Below are 15712 nucleotides of genomic sequence, written 5' to 3'. Positions count from 1 at the left end.
TCCCCGTAACAGACGACTTTCAAGAGCGGAGCCGTGGCCTTGTTTCACAAGATAGACGATTGGGATCGCGCCTATTCCAACTCCTCGCACATCCACCGCAGTGATCAATGGCCCGAGGCCTGGGTCGAGCCTGCGGCCCGCTTCCGCGATGACATGAGCGTGCAGGGCCGCGCCGCGCTGGACCAGCCCTACGGCGACGGTGACCGGCAACGCTTTGATCTGTTCATGCCCGAAGGCGCGCCGCGCGGGCTGTTCGTGTTCGTCCACGGCGGCTATTGGCACACGCTGGACCGCAGCTATTGGTCTCATCTCGCCGCTGGCGCCGTGGCGAATGGCTACGCCGCCGCCGTTCCCGGCTATACCCTCTGCCCCGAGGCGAGCATCACGCAGATCGGGCAGGAAATTTCCCGCGCCATCGATGTCGCCGCCGAGCGCGTCGACGGGCCGGTTGTCTTGGCCGGCCACTCCGCCGGAGGGCATCTTGTCGCCCGTGTCGCCGCCATGGGTTCGGCCCTGTCCGACGCCACCCGCGCGCGGCTTTCCATGGTCATCCCGATCTCGGGCCTCAGCGACCTACGCCCGTTCCTGCGCCTGAAAATGAACGAAAGCCTGCGCCTCGATGCCGAAGAGGCCGAGCGCGAAAGCCCCGCGTTGCTGCACCCACCGGAAGGCTTGCGGGTGCTCTGTTGGGTCGGGGGTAGCGAACGGGCCGAGTTTCTGCGCCAGAACCAGCTTCTGGCGAACATCTGGACCGGTCTCGGCGCCGAAGTCGGCGTCTGGGAAGAACACGACAAGCACCATTTCGACATCTGCGACGGGCTGGCAAACCCCGATCACGCGATCCATCAATACTACCTTGCTGCCGAGCCCAAGCCGGAACAATAGCGCGCGACCTCCTGCCTCCGTGACCCACACACCGACGTGAGCCGCTGACCGGCCGGATGGGTGGGGTATTGAGTGGCACTGTGGAAGGGTATACTGCCGCGAGGGACCGCTATTTTGTTGGGGTTTCGCGCGGATGACCCCACAGGCGCAGAGTGACGAATTCGAAAGCCAGGACGCTGATGACCAACACCGTATACCAGAACGACCTTCCGGATGACCTGAAACTCGGTCCCGTCGTGGCAATCGACTGCGAAACCATGGGCTTGCACCCCCATCGCGACAGGCTTTGCGTGATCCAACTGTCAGACGGTGATGGCAATGCGCATCTGGTACAGGTCGCGAAAGGTCAGACCGAAGCGCCCAACCTCTGCGCGCTGCTGGAAGACCCGAACACGCTGAAACTCTTCCACTTTGGCCGTTTCGATATCGCGGCGATGTACAATGCCTTCGGCGCGCTGACTGCGCCGGTCTATTGCACCAAGATCGCCTCGAAACTGGTGCGGACCTACACCGATCGCCACGGGCTCAAGAACCTCCTGCAGGAACTTCTCTCGATCGACATTTCGAAACAGCAGCAATCCTCCGATTGGGGCGCCGAGACGCTGACCGAAGCGCAGGTCGCCTATGCCGCGTCTGACGTGCTCTACCTGCATGGGGTCAAGGACAAGCTGGACGAGATGCTGGCCCGCGAAGGCCGCACCGAGATGGCGCAGGCGTGTTTTGACTTCCTGCCAATGCGTGCGAAGCTGGATCTGGCCGGATGGCCTGAAATCGACATTTTCAGCCACTAACCGGGCCGCGCCTTCGAAGCCGCTTGCCGGGGCGCAGGTTGGGGCTAGTTGATCCGTTCAGAGGACGCAGGAACGTGGCACGCGACAACATCTATTCAACCATGGTGGTCTGGGTGAAAGTCACCCTGCCCCTGATTGCGCTTGGCCTCCTGTCGTCGATCTTCCTGCTTTCTGGCACCCCTGACCCGGACGACGCCCTGGCCTATGCCGATGTCGACGTGAACCAGATCGTCCGCGAGCAGCGGGTGACGGAGCCTCGGTTCGCGGGCATTCTGGGCGAGGATCAGGAGATCGTCCTGACCGCTGCGGCCGTCTCTACCACTGGCTCCGCGACAGATCGCATTCAGGCACAGACCATCGATGGCCGGATGGAGCTTGGTCCGACCGAATTCATGACGCTGCAAGCCGCCAACGGCGAGTTCGACATGGCAGCGCAACTCGCGACGCTGACCGATGAGGTCGTCGTGCAATCTTCCACCGGCTACCGCATTTTAAGCGACACTCTGGTGATGGCGCTCGACATGATCAACATGCGCTCGCCCACCCCCGTGCACGCCACCGGACCCGGTCTCGACCTGACGGCCGACACGATGGAATTGGTCGGCCCGGAGGGAGAAGCAATCCTTCGTTTCAACGGCTCCGTCCGGGTGCTATATGAGCCACAAAGCTAAAGGGCCGATCATGCACCGAATTCTCGTTCTCCTGAGCCCCATCCTTCTGGGCTTCTCGCTTCTCACCGGCCCGGCCATGGCGCAGGTCGATATCGGCTTTGGCGGCGTCAGCTATGATGACAGCCAACCGGTTGAGGTGACCGCCGACAGCCTGACGGTGGATCAGACCACGGGCGAGGCTGTTTTCTCGGGCAATGTGATCGTGGTGCAGGGCGATCTGCGCATGGCCGCGGGCGCCGTCCGGATCGTCTACGCGACCGCGGGCACGCAGGAGGTGCAGGAGGTCATCGCCACCGGCGGCGTCCTCGTGACCCGTGGGTCGGACGCGGCAGAAGGCGGGCGCGCGCGTTTCGAGGTTGAAACGGCCTTGCTGACCCTGTCGGGCGACGTACTGGTCACCCAGGGGCAGACAGCCATCGCCGGAGACAGCATGGTCGTGAACATGCGCACCGGAAATGGCTCGGTCGACGGACGGGTTCGCACCGTCCTTGGCGGCAACGACTGATGGCGCTCGACGTCACGGAAGGCTCTGCGGGGCTGCGCGTCGAAAAGCTGCGCAAAAGCTATCGCAAACGGCCGGTGATCCGTGACGTGACGCTGGAGCTCAACCGCGGCGAAGTCGTTGCGCTTCTGGGTCCGAACGGATCGGGCAAGACGACCAGTTTCTACTGCATCGCCGGTCTGATCTCTCCGGATGGCGGGCGGGTGACGATCGACGGTCAGGATGTGACCGTCTTTCCCATGTACCGCCGCGCGCGGGCTGGGGTGGGCTACCTGCCGCAGGAAATGTCGATCTTCCGGGGCCTTTCCGTCGAAGACAACATCATGGCGATCCTCGAAGTGGTCGAGCCGAAACGCAAGAAGCGCCGCGACCGGTTGGAAGAGCTGCTGTCCGAGTTCAGCATCGAACACCTGCGCCGCGCCCCGGCCCTGTCGCTCTCGGGTGGCGAAAGACGCCGCGTGGAAATCGCCCGCTGTCTTGCCTCTAACCCTCGCTATGTCCTTCTCGACGAGCCTTTCGCCGGGGTCGATCCGATCGCCGTTGGCGATATCCGCGCGTTGGTCGCCGAGCTGAAAACACGCGGCATCGGTGTGCTGATCACCGATCACAACGTGCAGGAAACCCTCGCCATCGTGGACCGCGCCTATATCCTGCATGACGGCGTCATCATCATGTCCGGTACCGCCGACGAGGTTGTCCGCGACGAAAACGTCCGCCGCGTCTACCTCGGCCAATCCTTCAAGATCGGTTGACCTAGATCATTGACAGAGGGCCGTGATTCCTCGTCTGATAGACGGGATGGTTGCGAATGCTTCATCTCATAGTGCCATGCACGGAACGCCGCTAAATCGACTTCCCCAGCGCACTCTCTTTGACATCCAAAATCATCACGTTAACAGCGCGGCAGCTTCGTCGCGCGCCGATAAAACCGGAGGTTACATGCGGTATCAGATCAGCGGAAAACAGATCGAAATTGGCCAGTCCTTGCAGACGCACGTGCAGGACAACCTTGGAGGCATTGCCCAGAAATACGCCGAACGTCCGACCGATGCGACGGTGATCTTCTCCAAATCAGGCCCGGAATACGCCTGCGAAACCACCGTTCATCTGTCTACCGGTCTGACTGCCTCTGCGAAGGGGCACGCCCATGAAATCTACGCCGCGTTCGAGGCAACAGCCGAGAAGTTGGAGAAGCAACTCAGGCGTTACAAGCGCCGCCTTAAAGATCACCACAAGGATCGATCCACCCCCATTGATGTCTACGGCGGTGCCTCTTATATCCTCGCCTCACCGGAAGCCGAGGACGAAGCGGCCGAGCCGGATTCGCTGCAGCCGATCATCGTGGCCGAGATGGAGACTCAGATCCCATCCCTGTCCGTAGGCGAAGCGGTGATGCAGATGGAAATCGCGGGGGCGCCACTTCTGGTGTTCCGCGAACAGGGACACGGTCGGGTGAATGTGGTCTACCGCCGCGAAGACGGCAACGTAGGTTGGATTGATCCAAAGACCAATTAACAGCGCAGGCCCCGGGGCGGTTGAACTGCCCCCGGGTCCACACCAAGCGACCCAGGTCGCGCGTGGGGAGATACAGGTATGGACCTTTCAGCGTTGTTGACGCCAGAGGCGGTCAAGGTTGTCGGCGATGTCAGCAGCAAGAAGCGGTTGATGCAGTCGATCTCCGAGATCGCGGAGACCATGGTGAACGTGCCTGCGCACCGCATCTTCGAAGCGCTTCAGGAACGCGAGAGCCTCGGGCCGACCGGTGTCGGCCAAGGCATTGCCCTGCCCCACGCACGCCTGTCCGAGATCGACAAGATCATGGGGGTGTTCCTCCGCCTTGAACGTCCGATCGACTTCGACGCCGCGGACCGACAGCCCGTCGATCTGGTCTTCGTGCTGCTGGCACCGCTTGAGACGGGCGTTGACCATCTCAAAGCGCTCGCGCTCGTGGCCCGGACCCTGCGCAATCAGGCGCTCTGCTCCAAGCTGCGCGCGAATAATGATCCGCTCGCGCTCTATTCGTTGCTGACTGAAAGCGAAGCGACCCAAGCCGCCTGACAGATCTGCTTTATCCCGTGCCTACCCCGGCCGCTTGTTCCACCGCGTAAAGCCGAACCCGATGTAGTCGCGTCGATAGGTATCGATCAGCGCCTGCTCGATCTTGCCGTCATAGACAGACTTGAGCGGATGCGGACCGGGCATGGCTTCGCCCACCACCTCCGGCACGTCCTGCGCACCAACCTGCCGAGCCAATTCGGGGAGCGCATCTTTCATCTGATCCTCATGGATCACCGCTTGCGGCACCATGACAGAGGAAATTCCCTGCAGGATCGCGGTTTGCGAGGCCCATGCCTGGTCCACCCGCACGCTCGTCTGCCCGGCAAGATTTCCTTTCAGAAAACCTATGAACCCCTGAAATGCGGCCTTCTGCTCTTCCTCGGTCCACCCGTCGCCCGGCGTCTTGTTCGGCATCGGCACCTTGTAGCGCTGCCGCAGCGTCTTGCGCGGGTCGGCGTAGGCGGGCCGGTCGTCAGGCAGGATGAACCGATTGAAGACGCAATAGGCCCGCGCAACGGGGTGGCGCAGAACGGTAAAGCTGCGGAAGCCGGGATTGTCCTTCATCCACTGACGCAGCTGCTTCTGGTTCATCTTCCGTAGCAGAGCGTCCTTGCCGACATTCCCGAGCTCGCCCATCCAGTTCAAGACCGCGTTCTCGGGCGCGCCCTTGATCGGGCAGAACAGCAGGCCGAGCGTCGGATGCGCGACGAAATTCGGGACTTGTGCCGCGCGTTCAGGCTCCAACTCGGGCGACCGATCCAGCCCGAAGCGATCCAGATCGCTCAGCGCGGCGACCATCTCGTCATAGTTCTCGACTTTGTCCCGCAGTGGCGCGGGATTTTGCCGTTTCAGCTTCTTCGAGGTGGCGTCCACACATTCCTCTGACCCGAGAAAAGCCGCCAATCCGTTGAGCATCTCGGGGTCGTTGATATCCTCGTAGCGCACGTTGAAGGCGACCTGCCCTGTTCGTTGAAGCCCCTGCCGAAGCCGTTCCTGAAACGGCAGAAGGGCATCCAGAAGATCCCCGAACTCGCCCGCATCGAAACGGATCTTCGCGGTCTTGGCGTGCTTCATATCGGTCAGGCGCCATTGCCCGGTGGCGCTGGCGATCTTGCGGCTGACGTAGCTGTCGAGCGGGTTGCGGGTGAGGATCACCTTGGCGATCCGCGGGTCAGGGAGCACCCGCTCCACCACGCGGTCATCGTGATCGTGGAACAGACGGAAACCGGGCAAGCCTTCCCCGTTTTCGATGATCGCCTCCAACAGCCCGAGGGGATCCTGCTCTCGCCGGTCCATGTCGTAGCCATACATCTCGAAGGTGTTGTGATGCCCCAGGAACGTCGGGTTATAGACCTCCCCCAGACACGTGATGTCGGGAAAATTGTTCAGGCTGTCTTCCAGATAATTCGATCCGGTCCGCATCTCGGCGAATAACACGAAGGCATCAAAACGGCGGGTCATGGATCATCTCACCAGATAGGGGCGATTGTCGGCACCGGAGGGCGGCGGGGCGACGCCTTCTTGCGGGAAGTCACCCACTGCGAAGGGGTTCATGCCCTGATTTTTGAGGTTCTGCAGGAACTTCGGCAGTCCTTCGAGATTGGCCATTCGCGGCGCCTCCGTCAGCCGAGACGCCTGCGACCCCTCCATCGCATCGAGGATGCGTTGCAAGTTTTCCATCGGCTCTTCAAGAAATTCCGCCAGCGACCAGATTCTGATCTCGGCGCGGGACCGGACATGACGCAGCGTGTTCACGAACTCGACCTCGCGGCGTTGGAGGCGCGCGGCTTCCGTGCGGATATCGCCGAAATTCCGGTTTGCCGTGAACAGGCGCACGGCCCAACTGCCGGTGATGACGCTGATCTGCGCATTGCTGTCTGCTGCGATGAACGCTCCGGGCCGCTGGTTGTCCTGCGGCCCGAACATGAACACCTGACGTTCGCCGCGCGTGTTCCAGATCAGGTTGGTCAGAAAGCTCTCGGGGTTGTAGTCGCGCAGCGCTGCTTCGGCCGAAAGGCAGCCAGCGTAAGTCTCGGCATCGCCGGCGAAGCGCACGCGCTTGGGGTCGAACAGGTTGCCATGGATGCTTGTCCCCAAGCGGCGTGACAACCACGGTTCGAAGTCGAGGAACAGATCGTTGAACCCATGCAGGACGGAGTAGGGTGCCGCCGTCTTGCCGTTCTCCCAATCCTTGTTCGGGAACCGCGACTGCATGTAGAGCCCGGGCCGGCCCCGCGTCCGCCGCTCCAACGCCTTGGCGAAGACCCGGTCGATCTTGCCCGGCGTAGGCTCCGCCCGGCGCATACTGGCGGCATCATCACTGAGAAAGGTCTGGTAGAGCCGTTCCGCCCTCGGCCAGATCTTTCGCGCCACGAAGCAATCGGACCGCCGCAGCAGATGCAGGTGATCATCGTAAAAGACATGCGGTTTGCCCTGGAAATCGAACTTCGACAGCGTCAGGGACCGGCTTTCGATGTTGCGGGAATAGTTGCGCACGAGGGTCTGGTAGTAGCTCTCATCCGGGATCCAGACGCGCCGGAAGTAGCCATCGAACTCGCGTCGCTTGGGGTCCTGCAGGATAGCCGACAGCGTTTGCCGCGACAGGCACCACCATTGGCTGCCGAGGTGGGGCAACAGCCCCTCGGGCATCTTGCGTTTGAAGCCGACGCGGCGCTGCAGCTCGACATAGCGATCGAACAGGTGCCGGTGGCGCTTCCACGAGAACGGAAAGCGCAGCTGGAAACGCTCCGCGTTCAGCCCGTCAATCGTCCAATCCACATCACGGATCGTGACGCTCTCGATGAAATCGGTCATTGGACGCGCGGCGAGGTAGGCGCGCAATTCCTCCACCGGTCGCAGCGGCAGACAGGAGCCGGATGCAAGGTAGACGTGGCGGACGCCTGGAAACTCTTCCAGCATCATCTCGGCCCCGGTCTGGCTGGCCTGCACCAGGCTCCACGTGCCCCATTCACATTTATGGCGCTTGCAGAAGCGGACGTTTTCCAGATCGGATAGCTCTCGCTTCAGCCAGGCGTTGCTTGCCTGCGCCACCCGTTTGTCGAGGTGGATGACCACCGGGCAATCCCGCTCCGCCCAGTGGCGCGCCACCTCTGCCGCGCGGTCCAGCGCGGTGTGGCACATCATGACAAACCCCAGCGTGCTCATGCCCAGTTGCCTTTCGACATGAGGCCGAGGATCTCCAACTGCCGCCAGTTGATGTATTTCTCGGACCATTTCGTCCAGAAATCCGGGTTGTCCTTCAGCCCCTCGGCATAGGCCTTGTACTCGGCCGAAGCGGCATAGTGCTCTCGCCGGTCCAGCTCTTCCTTGGCCTTGGCGCTGAAGGTGTCGAGGAATTTGGCATGGAGCAGTACGCCCGAGGCTTTCTCCCCTCCCCATTCGTCATAGACGTGGTTGAGCCCCCGCGGCAGCAACATATGGGTGGAGGACGCATAGGCGTAATGCTTGCGCCAGTTTACCAACGGCGTCTTGTTGAGCGCCGGCGCACGCTCGGGGTTATCCCCGAAGAAGGCGCGCGCGCGGGGTCCGCCTTGAATCCAGAGGTTTCCGTACTCCCAATTCCGGGTGACGGAATAATTGCCTGCATCGAACCAGCAGGCGATCTCGAACGGGTTCTGGCCTTCGTGATAGGGCTGCGTGTCGATCGAGCCCTTTGGATACATGTCCAGCAGCATGGCGCCGAAGGACTTGATGGAGGACGCATCCAGCCAATCGGTCAGCGCCGGTATCGGCCGCGTGTCGCTGAACGGGTAGACGAGGAATTCATCCGGATCGACGGTCAGGCACCAATGGCGGTGGCCATAGACCCGCAACAGGCGATTGATCCAGTCCATCCCGAACCGCGCGCGCTTGTAGCTTTCGTCCGTCCACCAGACAGAGCAATCCGGCTGCTCCGCCAGATATTCCCGGGTGCCGTCGCCGCTGTCATTGTCCACGAAGATGAAATGGTTCACGCCCCGGTCACGGTAATAATCGAGGAAATATTTCATCCGCACCCGCTCGTTCCGGAGCGTGCAGAAACACAGGATATCGCCGTCGCGGAGGGCGTCGGTGCGATTGGCGACACCTTCCAACCCACGAGACTTCCGCCACGCGCGGGCAAGGAACCGTTTGCGTTCGAGCCGCAAACCGTAACGCTTGATCGCTTTCATTGACGGCCTTTCATGCTCGACGTTCAGACGGCTTCTGCCACCATTTCAAAGTGCTCGGCCCAAGTGGTGACCTTCAACTTGGTCAACCCTGGCTTAACAGCAGTACCGCATAAGTGTTGTTTAATCGTTTCCGCCCAAGAATACGCCTCGTAACTGTCTACGTAAACGGCACAATCGCCCAGAGTTTCCCGGAAGACCGGCAGGTTGGAGCAGATCGGAACCGCACCCGCCATGGCGGCCTCCAGCGGCGGGTAGCCGTATCCCTCCGCGATTGACGGGAAGAGCAGTGCGCTGGCCTTGGCGAGCCGGTTTCGAACGGCGGCGTCGTCCAGCAACCCTCCCGGCCCGTTCAACGTGATCCGGTCGCCGAACAGCGGGTGCGACTTCAGCCGTTCGACGAAGGCCTCCACCTTCCAGCCAATCGCGCCGATGATATGCAGGTGAGGCATCCGATCCGCGGGCAGCTCTTTCGCCAGCAGATCCCAGGCATCCAGCATCAGCGCATGGTTCTTCCGCGCTTCGATCGTGCCGAGCATGACGAACAAATTGGAGTCTCGCGTAGCGTCTTTCGGCATTGGCCGCGCCTCCACCCCAAGGGGTGCAATGATCCGATGCGGCGGCTTCTCCTGGCCCGACCAATGTGCATCGAGGCTGTCGGACGTCGCCTTGGAGTTCGCAATCACATGGGTCGCGTGGCGTCGCACACGTTCCACCCGTCCGGCAAAGTTCGCGGGCTGACCGTCGGCGACGTAGTCAGGATGTGTCAGCGGGATCAGGTCATGGATCATCACCATGACCCGCGCCCCTTCACGGGCACCAAACGCAGACAGGGTCGCGCGGGAAAGATTGGAATGGCCGACGTTGATATAGGTGAGATCGCGGTTCGGCCCGCGCGCGATCAGGGCTGACAGACCTCTTGGACCACATCGATCAACGGCAACCTCGCGGAGCGTCGCTTCAACCCGGTGCCGGGGTCTGTTGCCCCGCAACGTCAGCTTCGAGAGCATATCAGCCGAACCAAGCGGCCGCGTACCATCCGCCATCTCCAGCAAACGTCCTGCGCCGATCCTGTCGAGCCGCAGATACCCTCGCGTGGTTCGGCAGAGGTAGCTCTCGCACCCTGTCTCGATCGCGGCGCGCAGATAGGCGAGCTCCACCCGGTCGATCCCGGTCAGCGTACCGCGCCCAACGCGCGTCAGCAGGCGGGTCACATCCAGCCAAGGGCACGGAATGCGAGCGAAAGCGCTCATCAACCCAACCTATTGAGCGGCGCTGCGGATCGCCATCATGTCAGCGAGGTAGTCCTGAAACTCATCGCGCAGATCCTCGCGATCAAGTCCGAAGGCCACGGTGGCCTGCAAGAACCCGGCCTTCGAGCCGCAATCGAAGCGCTGGCCCTTGAAGCGGTAGCCGTAGACATTGTCGGCGCTGGCGATTTCCTGTGCAATCGCGTCGGTGAGTTGGATCTCGCCCCCCGCGCCGGATTTGATCTTGTTCAGATGCCCCATCACGTCGGGCGATAGAATGTAGCGCCCGATCACGGCGAGGTTGGAGGGCGCCTCACCGACGGCGGGCTTCTCGACCATTCCCTTGACGGAGACGACCGAGCCCATGTCTTCCTTGATGTCGAGGATACCGTAAGCCGAGGTCTTGTCGTCCGGCACTTCCATCGCCGCAACCATGTTGCCGCCGATCTCGGCATGAGCCTCGACCATCTGCTGCAGGCAGGGGGTTTCGGCCGCGATCACATCGTCGGGCAAGATCACCGCGAAAGGCTCATTCCCCAGCAGACGCCGTGCGCACCAGACCGCGTGCCCGAGACCAAGCGCCTTGTGCTGGCGCATATAGGCAATTGCCCCGGACTCCATGTTGGTGCTTTTCAGCATCTCCAACATATCCGTCTTGCCCTTCTTGCGCAGGGTGTTTTCAAGCTCGGGCGTGTGGTCGAAATAATCCTCCAGCGCAGACTTGCCGCGGCTGGTCACGAAAATGAATTCCTTGATCCCGGCAGCGCGGGCTTCATCAATGGCGTACTGGATAAGCGGGCGATCCACCAAGGTCATGATCTCTTTCGGGATCGACTTCGTGGCCGGAAGGAAACGGGTGCCAAGACCCGCGACCGGAAAGATCGCTTTGGTTACTTTTTTCTTCATGCCTTGCCTCGTAAGCGCAGTGCCTCTTTTTCCGAGGCATTCTGCTATCTTGTTATGACGGCGACATTAACAAAACGGCGGCAATTGAGGAAACGTTCATTTCCGATCATTCCGCCCCGCCAGGCCCCTAGTGGCAGAAATGCGACGAACCTCGTTCGCGACGCGCGAGCGAAAGGACGAAAGTTGGAGACGCGGCCCGCTTCGGTCGGAGGGACCAAAAAGGCCCCCGGTTTGTTCCCACCAGCCGCCATCGGTGAAGCGCACGCGATGCTTTCGGGGTGTCGGCTCGAGCGCGAAAAGGCTCACCGGGTGACCTTCGGCAACCAAGCTTGCAGCCTCTTTTCGGAGGCTCTTGAGGTTGAACCAGCGCCCGATAAGCATCCGGTGCGGCGCAGGGTCTTGCCGGATAAACGGATCGAATTCGCTCGCAACGGGGTCGAGCGTAGGCTCGGCACTGTCCCGTGCCATGCCTTCTTCTATCCCGTCCCGCAAGGTGGTCAGCAAGACGCGCATCTGATGCGCGTCCAGTTTGCGGCTCCGTGCCAGTCGAAGAAGCCGCGTGCTCTGGTCAGCCTCCAGCGCGCGTAGGGCGTCCGAGATTTGAGGGTCCGGCGCGTGCTTGCGAAGGTAGACCGCGCTTGAGGCTCCGATGTCGAACAGGCTCAGCGGTACACGCTCGGCCGTGCGTCGGGTGCTTGCCTCGAAACCATGGTGCACGACGGCGCGCGCAACCCAGGCGGTCCGCAGGCCCGAATGCGCGATCCGCAGGGACATATCGGTGTCGTCGAGGTAGAAGTGCAGCGCCTCGTCGAAACCCCCGACTTGCCCCAGCGCATCGCGCGTGATCGCCATGTTCGTGCCTTGCAACTTGCGGGCAAAACCGTCTCTAACCGGCGTGTCAGGGCCTGTCGGGACATCTTCTGCCAAGCCATTGACGGCAAGCGATCCCCATTGAAGCGATATGCCGTTGCGGCCCAACACCGGCCCCGTGACGGCCGCCAGATCGCTTCCCCCGAACGTATCGAGGATCGCCTGGGACCAAGTCGGCTCGGGCACGGCATCGTCGTCGATGAACGCGATGATATCTCCTGCAGCCGCGGCGATGCCCGCGTTGCGCGCCGTCGAGATATTGGGCGTTCTTTGCGGCAACAGCTTGAGGGCGCCGGCAACAGGAAGACTGCGTGCGGCGGCCTGCCCCTCGGGATCGGCGACGACGATCACCTCGCAGCCTGCCTTGATCTGTTGCGACAGGCCCAGCAGGCAGCGCTTCAACGCGTCGGGACGCCCGGCGCTGACGACAACAACGCTGAGCCGCAGGTCACTCAAGGTGCGCCCATCTCCCGTAGCATTGCCTCGATCCGGGGTATGTCTTCGGGGTTGTTCAACTCCCAGAACTTCGCACCGCGCGCTTCCACCTCGACGCAAAGCACAGGATGCCCCGCCTCCAGAAAGCGCAGCTGCTCCAACCCCTCCAACGTCTCTAACGGGCCGATTGGCCAATGCGGATAGGCGCGCAGTGCCCACGGGCGATAAGCGTAAACGCCGACATGGTGGAACACCGGTGTGGGGGCCTCGGCATCGTAGGTTTCCGAGGTGAAGGGCACAACTTCCTTGGAGAAATAGAGTGCGCGCATCTTGCTGTCGGCCACCGCTGTCGTCCCGCCAACCCGGCCCGCGGCACGGTCGGCCTTCAAGGCGGCCAGCGTTTCGCCGTCGCAGCGCAGGATCGGCGTGGCAATGGCGGCCTGCGAGTCCTGCCGCAACCCTTCGACGAGCTTTTCCAGAAACCACGGCGGCGTCAGGGGCGCGTCGCCTTGAAGGTTAACGATCATCTCCACGTCGCCGAGAATCTCCAACGCCTCGGCGCAACGTTCCGTCCCATTCCTTGCGTCGGGGGAGGTCATCAGGACCTCCGCACCGAACGCCCGCGCGGCATCGGCGATGCGATCGTCGTCAGTGGCAACGTAGACGCTGTCGAGGCCCGAAACATCCTGCGCCGCACGCCACGACCGCTCGATCAGCGAGACGGACTCGCCGGTCGCACCGGTCAGCATCGCGAGGGGTTTGCCGGGATACCGGGTCGAGGCGTAGCGCGCAGGGATGACGCAGGCGACGGTCATGGTTGCTTCAGCTCGACGCCCGGCGCGTAGGCGATGAAAAAGTCGTTGGCGAAGCCGTCCTTGCCATAGTCGAAGGGCGCATGATCCTCGAACCGGACCATCTTGCCGCCGGCTCCGCGCAGGACAGCGTCGCCCGCGGCGGTGTCCCATTCCATCGTGCGGCCAAGACGCGGATAGATGTCCGCCTCTCCGGTCGCCACCAGGCAGAACTTCAACGAGGAGCCCGCGCTTTTCATGTCCGCATGGTCGTACCTGTTGATGTAGTCATCGGTCGCCTGATCCCGGTGGGATTTGGAGGCGACAACGCGCAGGGCGCTGTTATCGGGCGCGGAGACAGTGATCGGTTCGAGACGACCGTGCGTGTCAGGGTCGAACGGGCCGGTTTCCTCGACGCTCACACCGTCGGCGGTGGTGTAGAATAGCCGCTCCTTCGCGGGGGCGTAGACGATGCCGCGGATGGGCGTACCGCCCTCGACCAACGCGATATTGACGGTGAAATCGCCCCGTCGCTTGATGAACTCCTTGGTGCCATCCAGAGGATCGACGATCAGAAACTGGTCCGCGCTCAGCCCATGGCTCTCGGCCTGTTCTTCCGTCACGAGGGTCACATCGGGAAAGGCCGCGCGCAGGTGACGAGAGATGATCGCATCCGCGGCTTCGTCGGCTTCGGTCACCGGGCTGTCGTCGGATTTGACCTTCACGTCGAAATCTTCCGCGCCATAGACCTTCATGATCGCATCGCCAGCTTCCAGAGCAGCGGCGCGCATGACGGCAACAAGTTTCTCGTGATCCATGCCTTCACCCACGGTTGAATTGAAAATTAACTCCTGTCGCGTTATCAACTGCGGGTGTGGGAACGGCAAGCAAAGCCTGCGGGTGGCGCTGACAAACAAGCCGGACCATGCGGCGGCAGGCAAGGATACGTAAATGTTCGAGACGCGGACCTCTCAGTCCACATTGGCGCTGATCTTCAATTTCCTGGAAGTCACGTTCTACGCCTCTGCCCGCAAGGTTCGCAAAAACCACGGCAATGCGCTCTTCTCGATCTTGCTGTCGATCATGCAAAGCGTTCTGTTCATCGCCGCCTTCTATTTCATGTTCAATTTCCTCGGCGGACGCACGGCAGCCCTGCGCGGAAACTTCATGGTCTACCTGATGAGCGGGATCTTCTTCTATCTCACCCACATCCAGGCCGTGCGCGCCGTGATGGGAGCGGAAGGGCCGACCAGCCCGATGATGCAACACGCGCCGATGAACACCTTGGTGTCGATCTGTTCCGAAGCTCTGGCCGTTCTCTACACCCAGACAATCGCCCTGCTGTGCATCCTGCTGATGATCCACACCGTCATCGAGCCGGTGGAAATCCACGATTGGTCCGGCGCGATGCTGATGTTCCTTCTGGCTTGGGGTGTGGGCGTGGCGCTCGGCATCATCCTGATGGCGCTGAAGCCGTGGATGCCGGATTTCGTGAACCTTCTGTCGATGGTCTATATCCGCGCCAACATGATCTTCTCGGGGAAGATGTTCCTCGCCAACATGATGCCGGCCGTGATGCTGCCCGCCTTCACGTGGAACCCCTTGTTTCACATCATCGACCAGACACGCGGCTACGTGTTCGTGAACTATTTTCCGCACAACACCAATGTGTCCTATCCGCTCTACTTCACTCTGGCTGCGATCCTGATCGGCATGATGATCGAGGCTTATACCCGCATGCATGCCTCCTCCAGTTGGGACGCCCGCCGCTAGAGCCTAGTCCACAACCCGCATGGTCAGGTTGATCCGCCCGCCATTCGGCAGGAGCGAGGATGATCCCGCCCGCACCCGGTCGATGCCGTGGAAATTCAGGCGGGCCGGACCGCCGATCACGGCGACATCGCCGGACTTGAGCCAGATCGACTGCGTCTTGCCTCCGCGCTTGGGCCCGCCCACGCGGAACAGGGCTTCATCCCCGAGAGAGACCGACACCACCGGCATGTCGAAATCCGCCTCGTCCCGATCCTGGTGCAAGCCCATCTTCGCCCCTTCATCGTAATAATTGATCAGGCAGCTCTGCGGATCCCGCGCGACGCCGGAGACAGCGCGCCAGATCTCCAAGGCCATCGGAGGCATCGGCGGCCAATCCTCCCCGTTCGGATGCTGACGCTCATACCGATATCCCTTGCGGTCGCTGATCCAGCCATAAGTCCCGGCCGAGGTCATCCGCACGGACATCTTCCGACCGGTCTTCGTCTCGGGCCGGTAAAGCGGCGCGGCCCTGACCACGCGGCGCACCTGTTCCACCAATTCCACCTGATCTGCCGCGCTCAGGTGTTCCTGATGCACAACAATTCCGCCCACATCGACTTTCATCGCAGATT

Annotated in this window: 17 protein-coding genes; 8 read left to right on the top strand and 9 right to left on the bottom strand. The window is 61.9% G+C overall.

Annotation, left to right across the window (positions count from 1 at the left end; genetic code table 11):
* Window positions 1–39 precede the first annotated feature (39 nt).
* The 7 genes from KYE46_RS01845 (at window position 40) to KYE46_RS01815 (ending at window position 4907) form a co-directional block, all read left to right on the top strand.
* The gene (locus KYE46_RS01845; protein ID WP_219003078.1) at window positions 40–885 is read left to right on the top strand and encodes an alpha/beta hydrolase; all 846 of its coding nucleotides are present in this window, start codon (window positions 40–42) and stop codon (window positions 883–885) included.
* Window positions 886–1064: 179 nt separating this feature from the next.
* Window positions 1065–1676, top strand: coding sequence for a ribonuclease D (locus tag KYE46_RS01840; RefSeq protein ID WP_219003077.1), 612 nt, complete (start codon window positions 1065–1067; stop codon window positions 1674–1676).
* A 74-nt stretch (window positions 1677–1750) separates the two neighbouring features.
* Window positions 1751–2347 (top strand): hypothetical protein, encoded by a 597-nt coding sequence (locus KYE46_RS01835; protein WP_219003076.1) that lies wholly within the window; start codon window positions 1751–1753, stop codon window positions 2345–2347.
* Between the two features lie 10 nt (window positions 2348–2357).
* Window positions 2358–2852, top strand: coding sequence for an LptA/OstA family protein (locus tag KYE46_RS01830; RefSeq protein ID WP_219003074.1), 495 nt, complete (start codon window positions 2358–2360; stop codon window positions 2850–2852).
* Window positions 2852–3601 carry an LPS export ABC transporter ATP-binding protein gene (gene lptB / locus KYE46_RS01825; RefSeq protein WP_219003072.1) on the top strand — a complete coding sequence of 250 codons (750 nt, stop codon included), beginning with the start codon at window positions 2852–2854 and terminating at the stop codon, window positions 3599–3601. The genes KYE46_RS01830 and lptB overlap by 1 nt, the downstream gene beginning before the upstream one ends.
* A gap of 187 nt (window positions 3602–3788) precedes the next feature.
* Window positions 3789–4364 carry a ribosome hibernation-promoting factor, HPF/YfiA family gene (gene hpf, locus KYE46_RS01820; RefSeq protein ID WP_219004973.1) on the top strand — a complete coding sequence of 192 codons (576 nt, stop codon included), beginning with the start codon at window positions 3789–3791 and terminating at the stop codon, window positions 4362–4364.
* Window positions 4365–4442: 78 nt separating this feature from the next.
* Window positions 4443–4907, top strand: a complete 465-nt coding sequence (locus KYE46_RS01815; protein WP_219003070.1) for a PTS sugar transporter subunit IIA — start codon at window positions 4443–4445, stop codon at window positions 4905–4907.
* A 21-nt stretch (window positions 4908–4928) separates the two neighbouring features.
* Here the strand turns inward: KYE46_RS01815 and KYE46_RS01810 are convergent, their stop codons facing one another.
* The 8 genes from KYE46_RS01810 to cysQ all read right to left on the bottom strand — a co-directional run bounded on the left by KYE46_RS01810 (window position 4929) and on the right by cysQ (window position 14146).
* Window positions 4929–6368 carry a nodulation protein NodH gene (locus tag KYE46_RS01810; protein ID WP_219003063.1) on the bottom strand — a complete coding sequence of 480 codons (1440 nt, stop codon included), beginning with the start codon at window positions 6366–6368 and terminating at the stop codon, window positions 4929–4931.
* Window positions 6369–6371: 3 nt separating this feature from the next.
* Window positions 6372–8072, bottom strand: coding sequence for a beta-1,6-N-acetylglucosaminyltransferase (locus KYE46_RS01805; RefSeq protein ID WP_219003062.1), 1701 nt, complete (start codon window positions 8070–8072; stop codon window positions 6372–6374).
* Window positions 8069–9079 (bottom strand): glycosyltransferase family 2 protein, encoded by a 1011-nt coding sequence (locus tag KYE46_RS01800; protein WP_219003061.1) that lies wholly within the window; start codon window positions 9077–9079, stop codon window positions 8069–8071. Before KYE46_RS01800 ends, KYE46_RS01805 begins: the two co-directional genes overlap by 4 nt.
* A gap of 23 nt (window positions 9080–9102) precedes the next feature.
* A complete protein-coding gene (locus KYE46_RS01795; protein ID WP_219003060.1) occupies window positions 9103–10329 on the bottom strand; it encodes a glycosyltransferase family 4 protein in 1227 nt (408 codons plus the stop codon).
* A 9-nt stretch (window positions 10330–10338) separates the two neighbouring features.
* Window positions 10339–11232: a UTP--glucose-1-phosphate uridylyltransferase GalU gene (gene galU / locus KYE46_RS01790; RefSeq protein ID WP_219003059.1), complete on the bottom strand. Its 894-nt coding sequence runs from the start codon at window positions 11230–11232 to the stop codon at window positions 10339–10341.
* A 96-nt stretch (window positions 11233–11328) separates the two neighbouring features.
* A complete protein-coding gene (locus KYE46_RS01785; RefSeq protein WP_219003058.1) occupies window positions 11329–12558 on the bottom strand; it encodes a glycosyltransferase family 2 protein in 1230 nt (409 codons plus the stop codon).
* A complete protein-coding gene (locus KYE46_RS01780) occupies window positions 12555–13352 on the bottom strand; it encodes a 3-deoxy-manno-octulosonate cytidylyltransferase (protein WP_219003056.1) in 798 nt (265 codons plus the stop codon). Before KYE46_RS01780 ends, KYE46_RS01785 begins: the two co-directional genes overlap by 4 nt.
* Window positions 13349–14146 (bottom strand): 3'(2'),5'-bisphosphate nucleotidase CysQ, encoded by a 798-nt coding sequence (cysQ, locus tag KYE46_RS01775; RefSeq protein WP_219004972.1) that lies wholly within the window; start codon window positions 14144–14146, stop codon window positions 13349–13351. Before cysQ ends, KYE46_RS01780 begins: the two co-directional genes overlap by 4 nt.
* 133 nt (window positions 14147–14279) lie before the next feature.
* Between cysQ and KYE46_RS01770 the strand changes: the two genes are divergently transcribed.
* Window positions 14280–15101, top strand: coding sequence for an ABC transporter permease (locus KYE46_RS01770; RefSeq protein WP_219003054.1), 822 nt, complete (start codon window positions 14280–14282; stop codon window positions 15099–15101).
* A gap of 3 nt (window positions 15102–15104) precedes the next feature.
* Here the strand turns inward: KYE46_RS01770 and KYE46_RS01765 are convergent, their stop codons facing one another.
* Entirely contained in the window at window positions 15105–15704 is a 600-nt protein-coding gene (locus KYE46_RS01765; RefSeq protein WP_247716887.1) for an alpha-ketoglutarate-dependent dioxygenase AlkB family protein, read from the bottom strand.
* Between the last annotated feature and the right edge of the window lie 8 nt (window positions 15705–15712).

The organism is Gymnodinialimonas ceratoperidinii (assembly GCF_019297855.1).
GTDB classification, from domain to species: domain Bacteria; phylum Pseudomonadota; class Alphaproteobacteria; order Rhodobacterales; family Rhodobacteraceae; genus Gymnodinialimonas; species Gymnodinialimonas ceratoperidinii.
The sequence above is the reverse complement of the archived record's forward strand: the minus strand, read 5'-3'. Positions and strand labels throughout refer to the sequence as shown.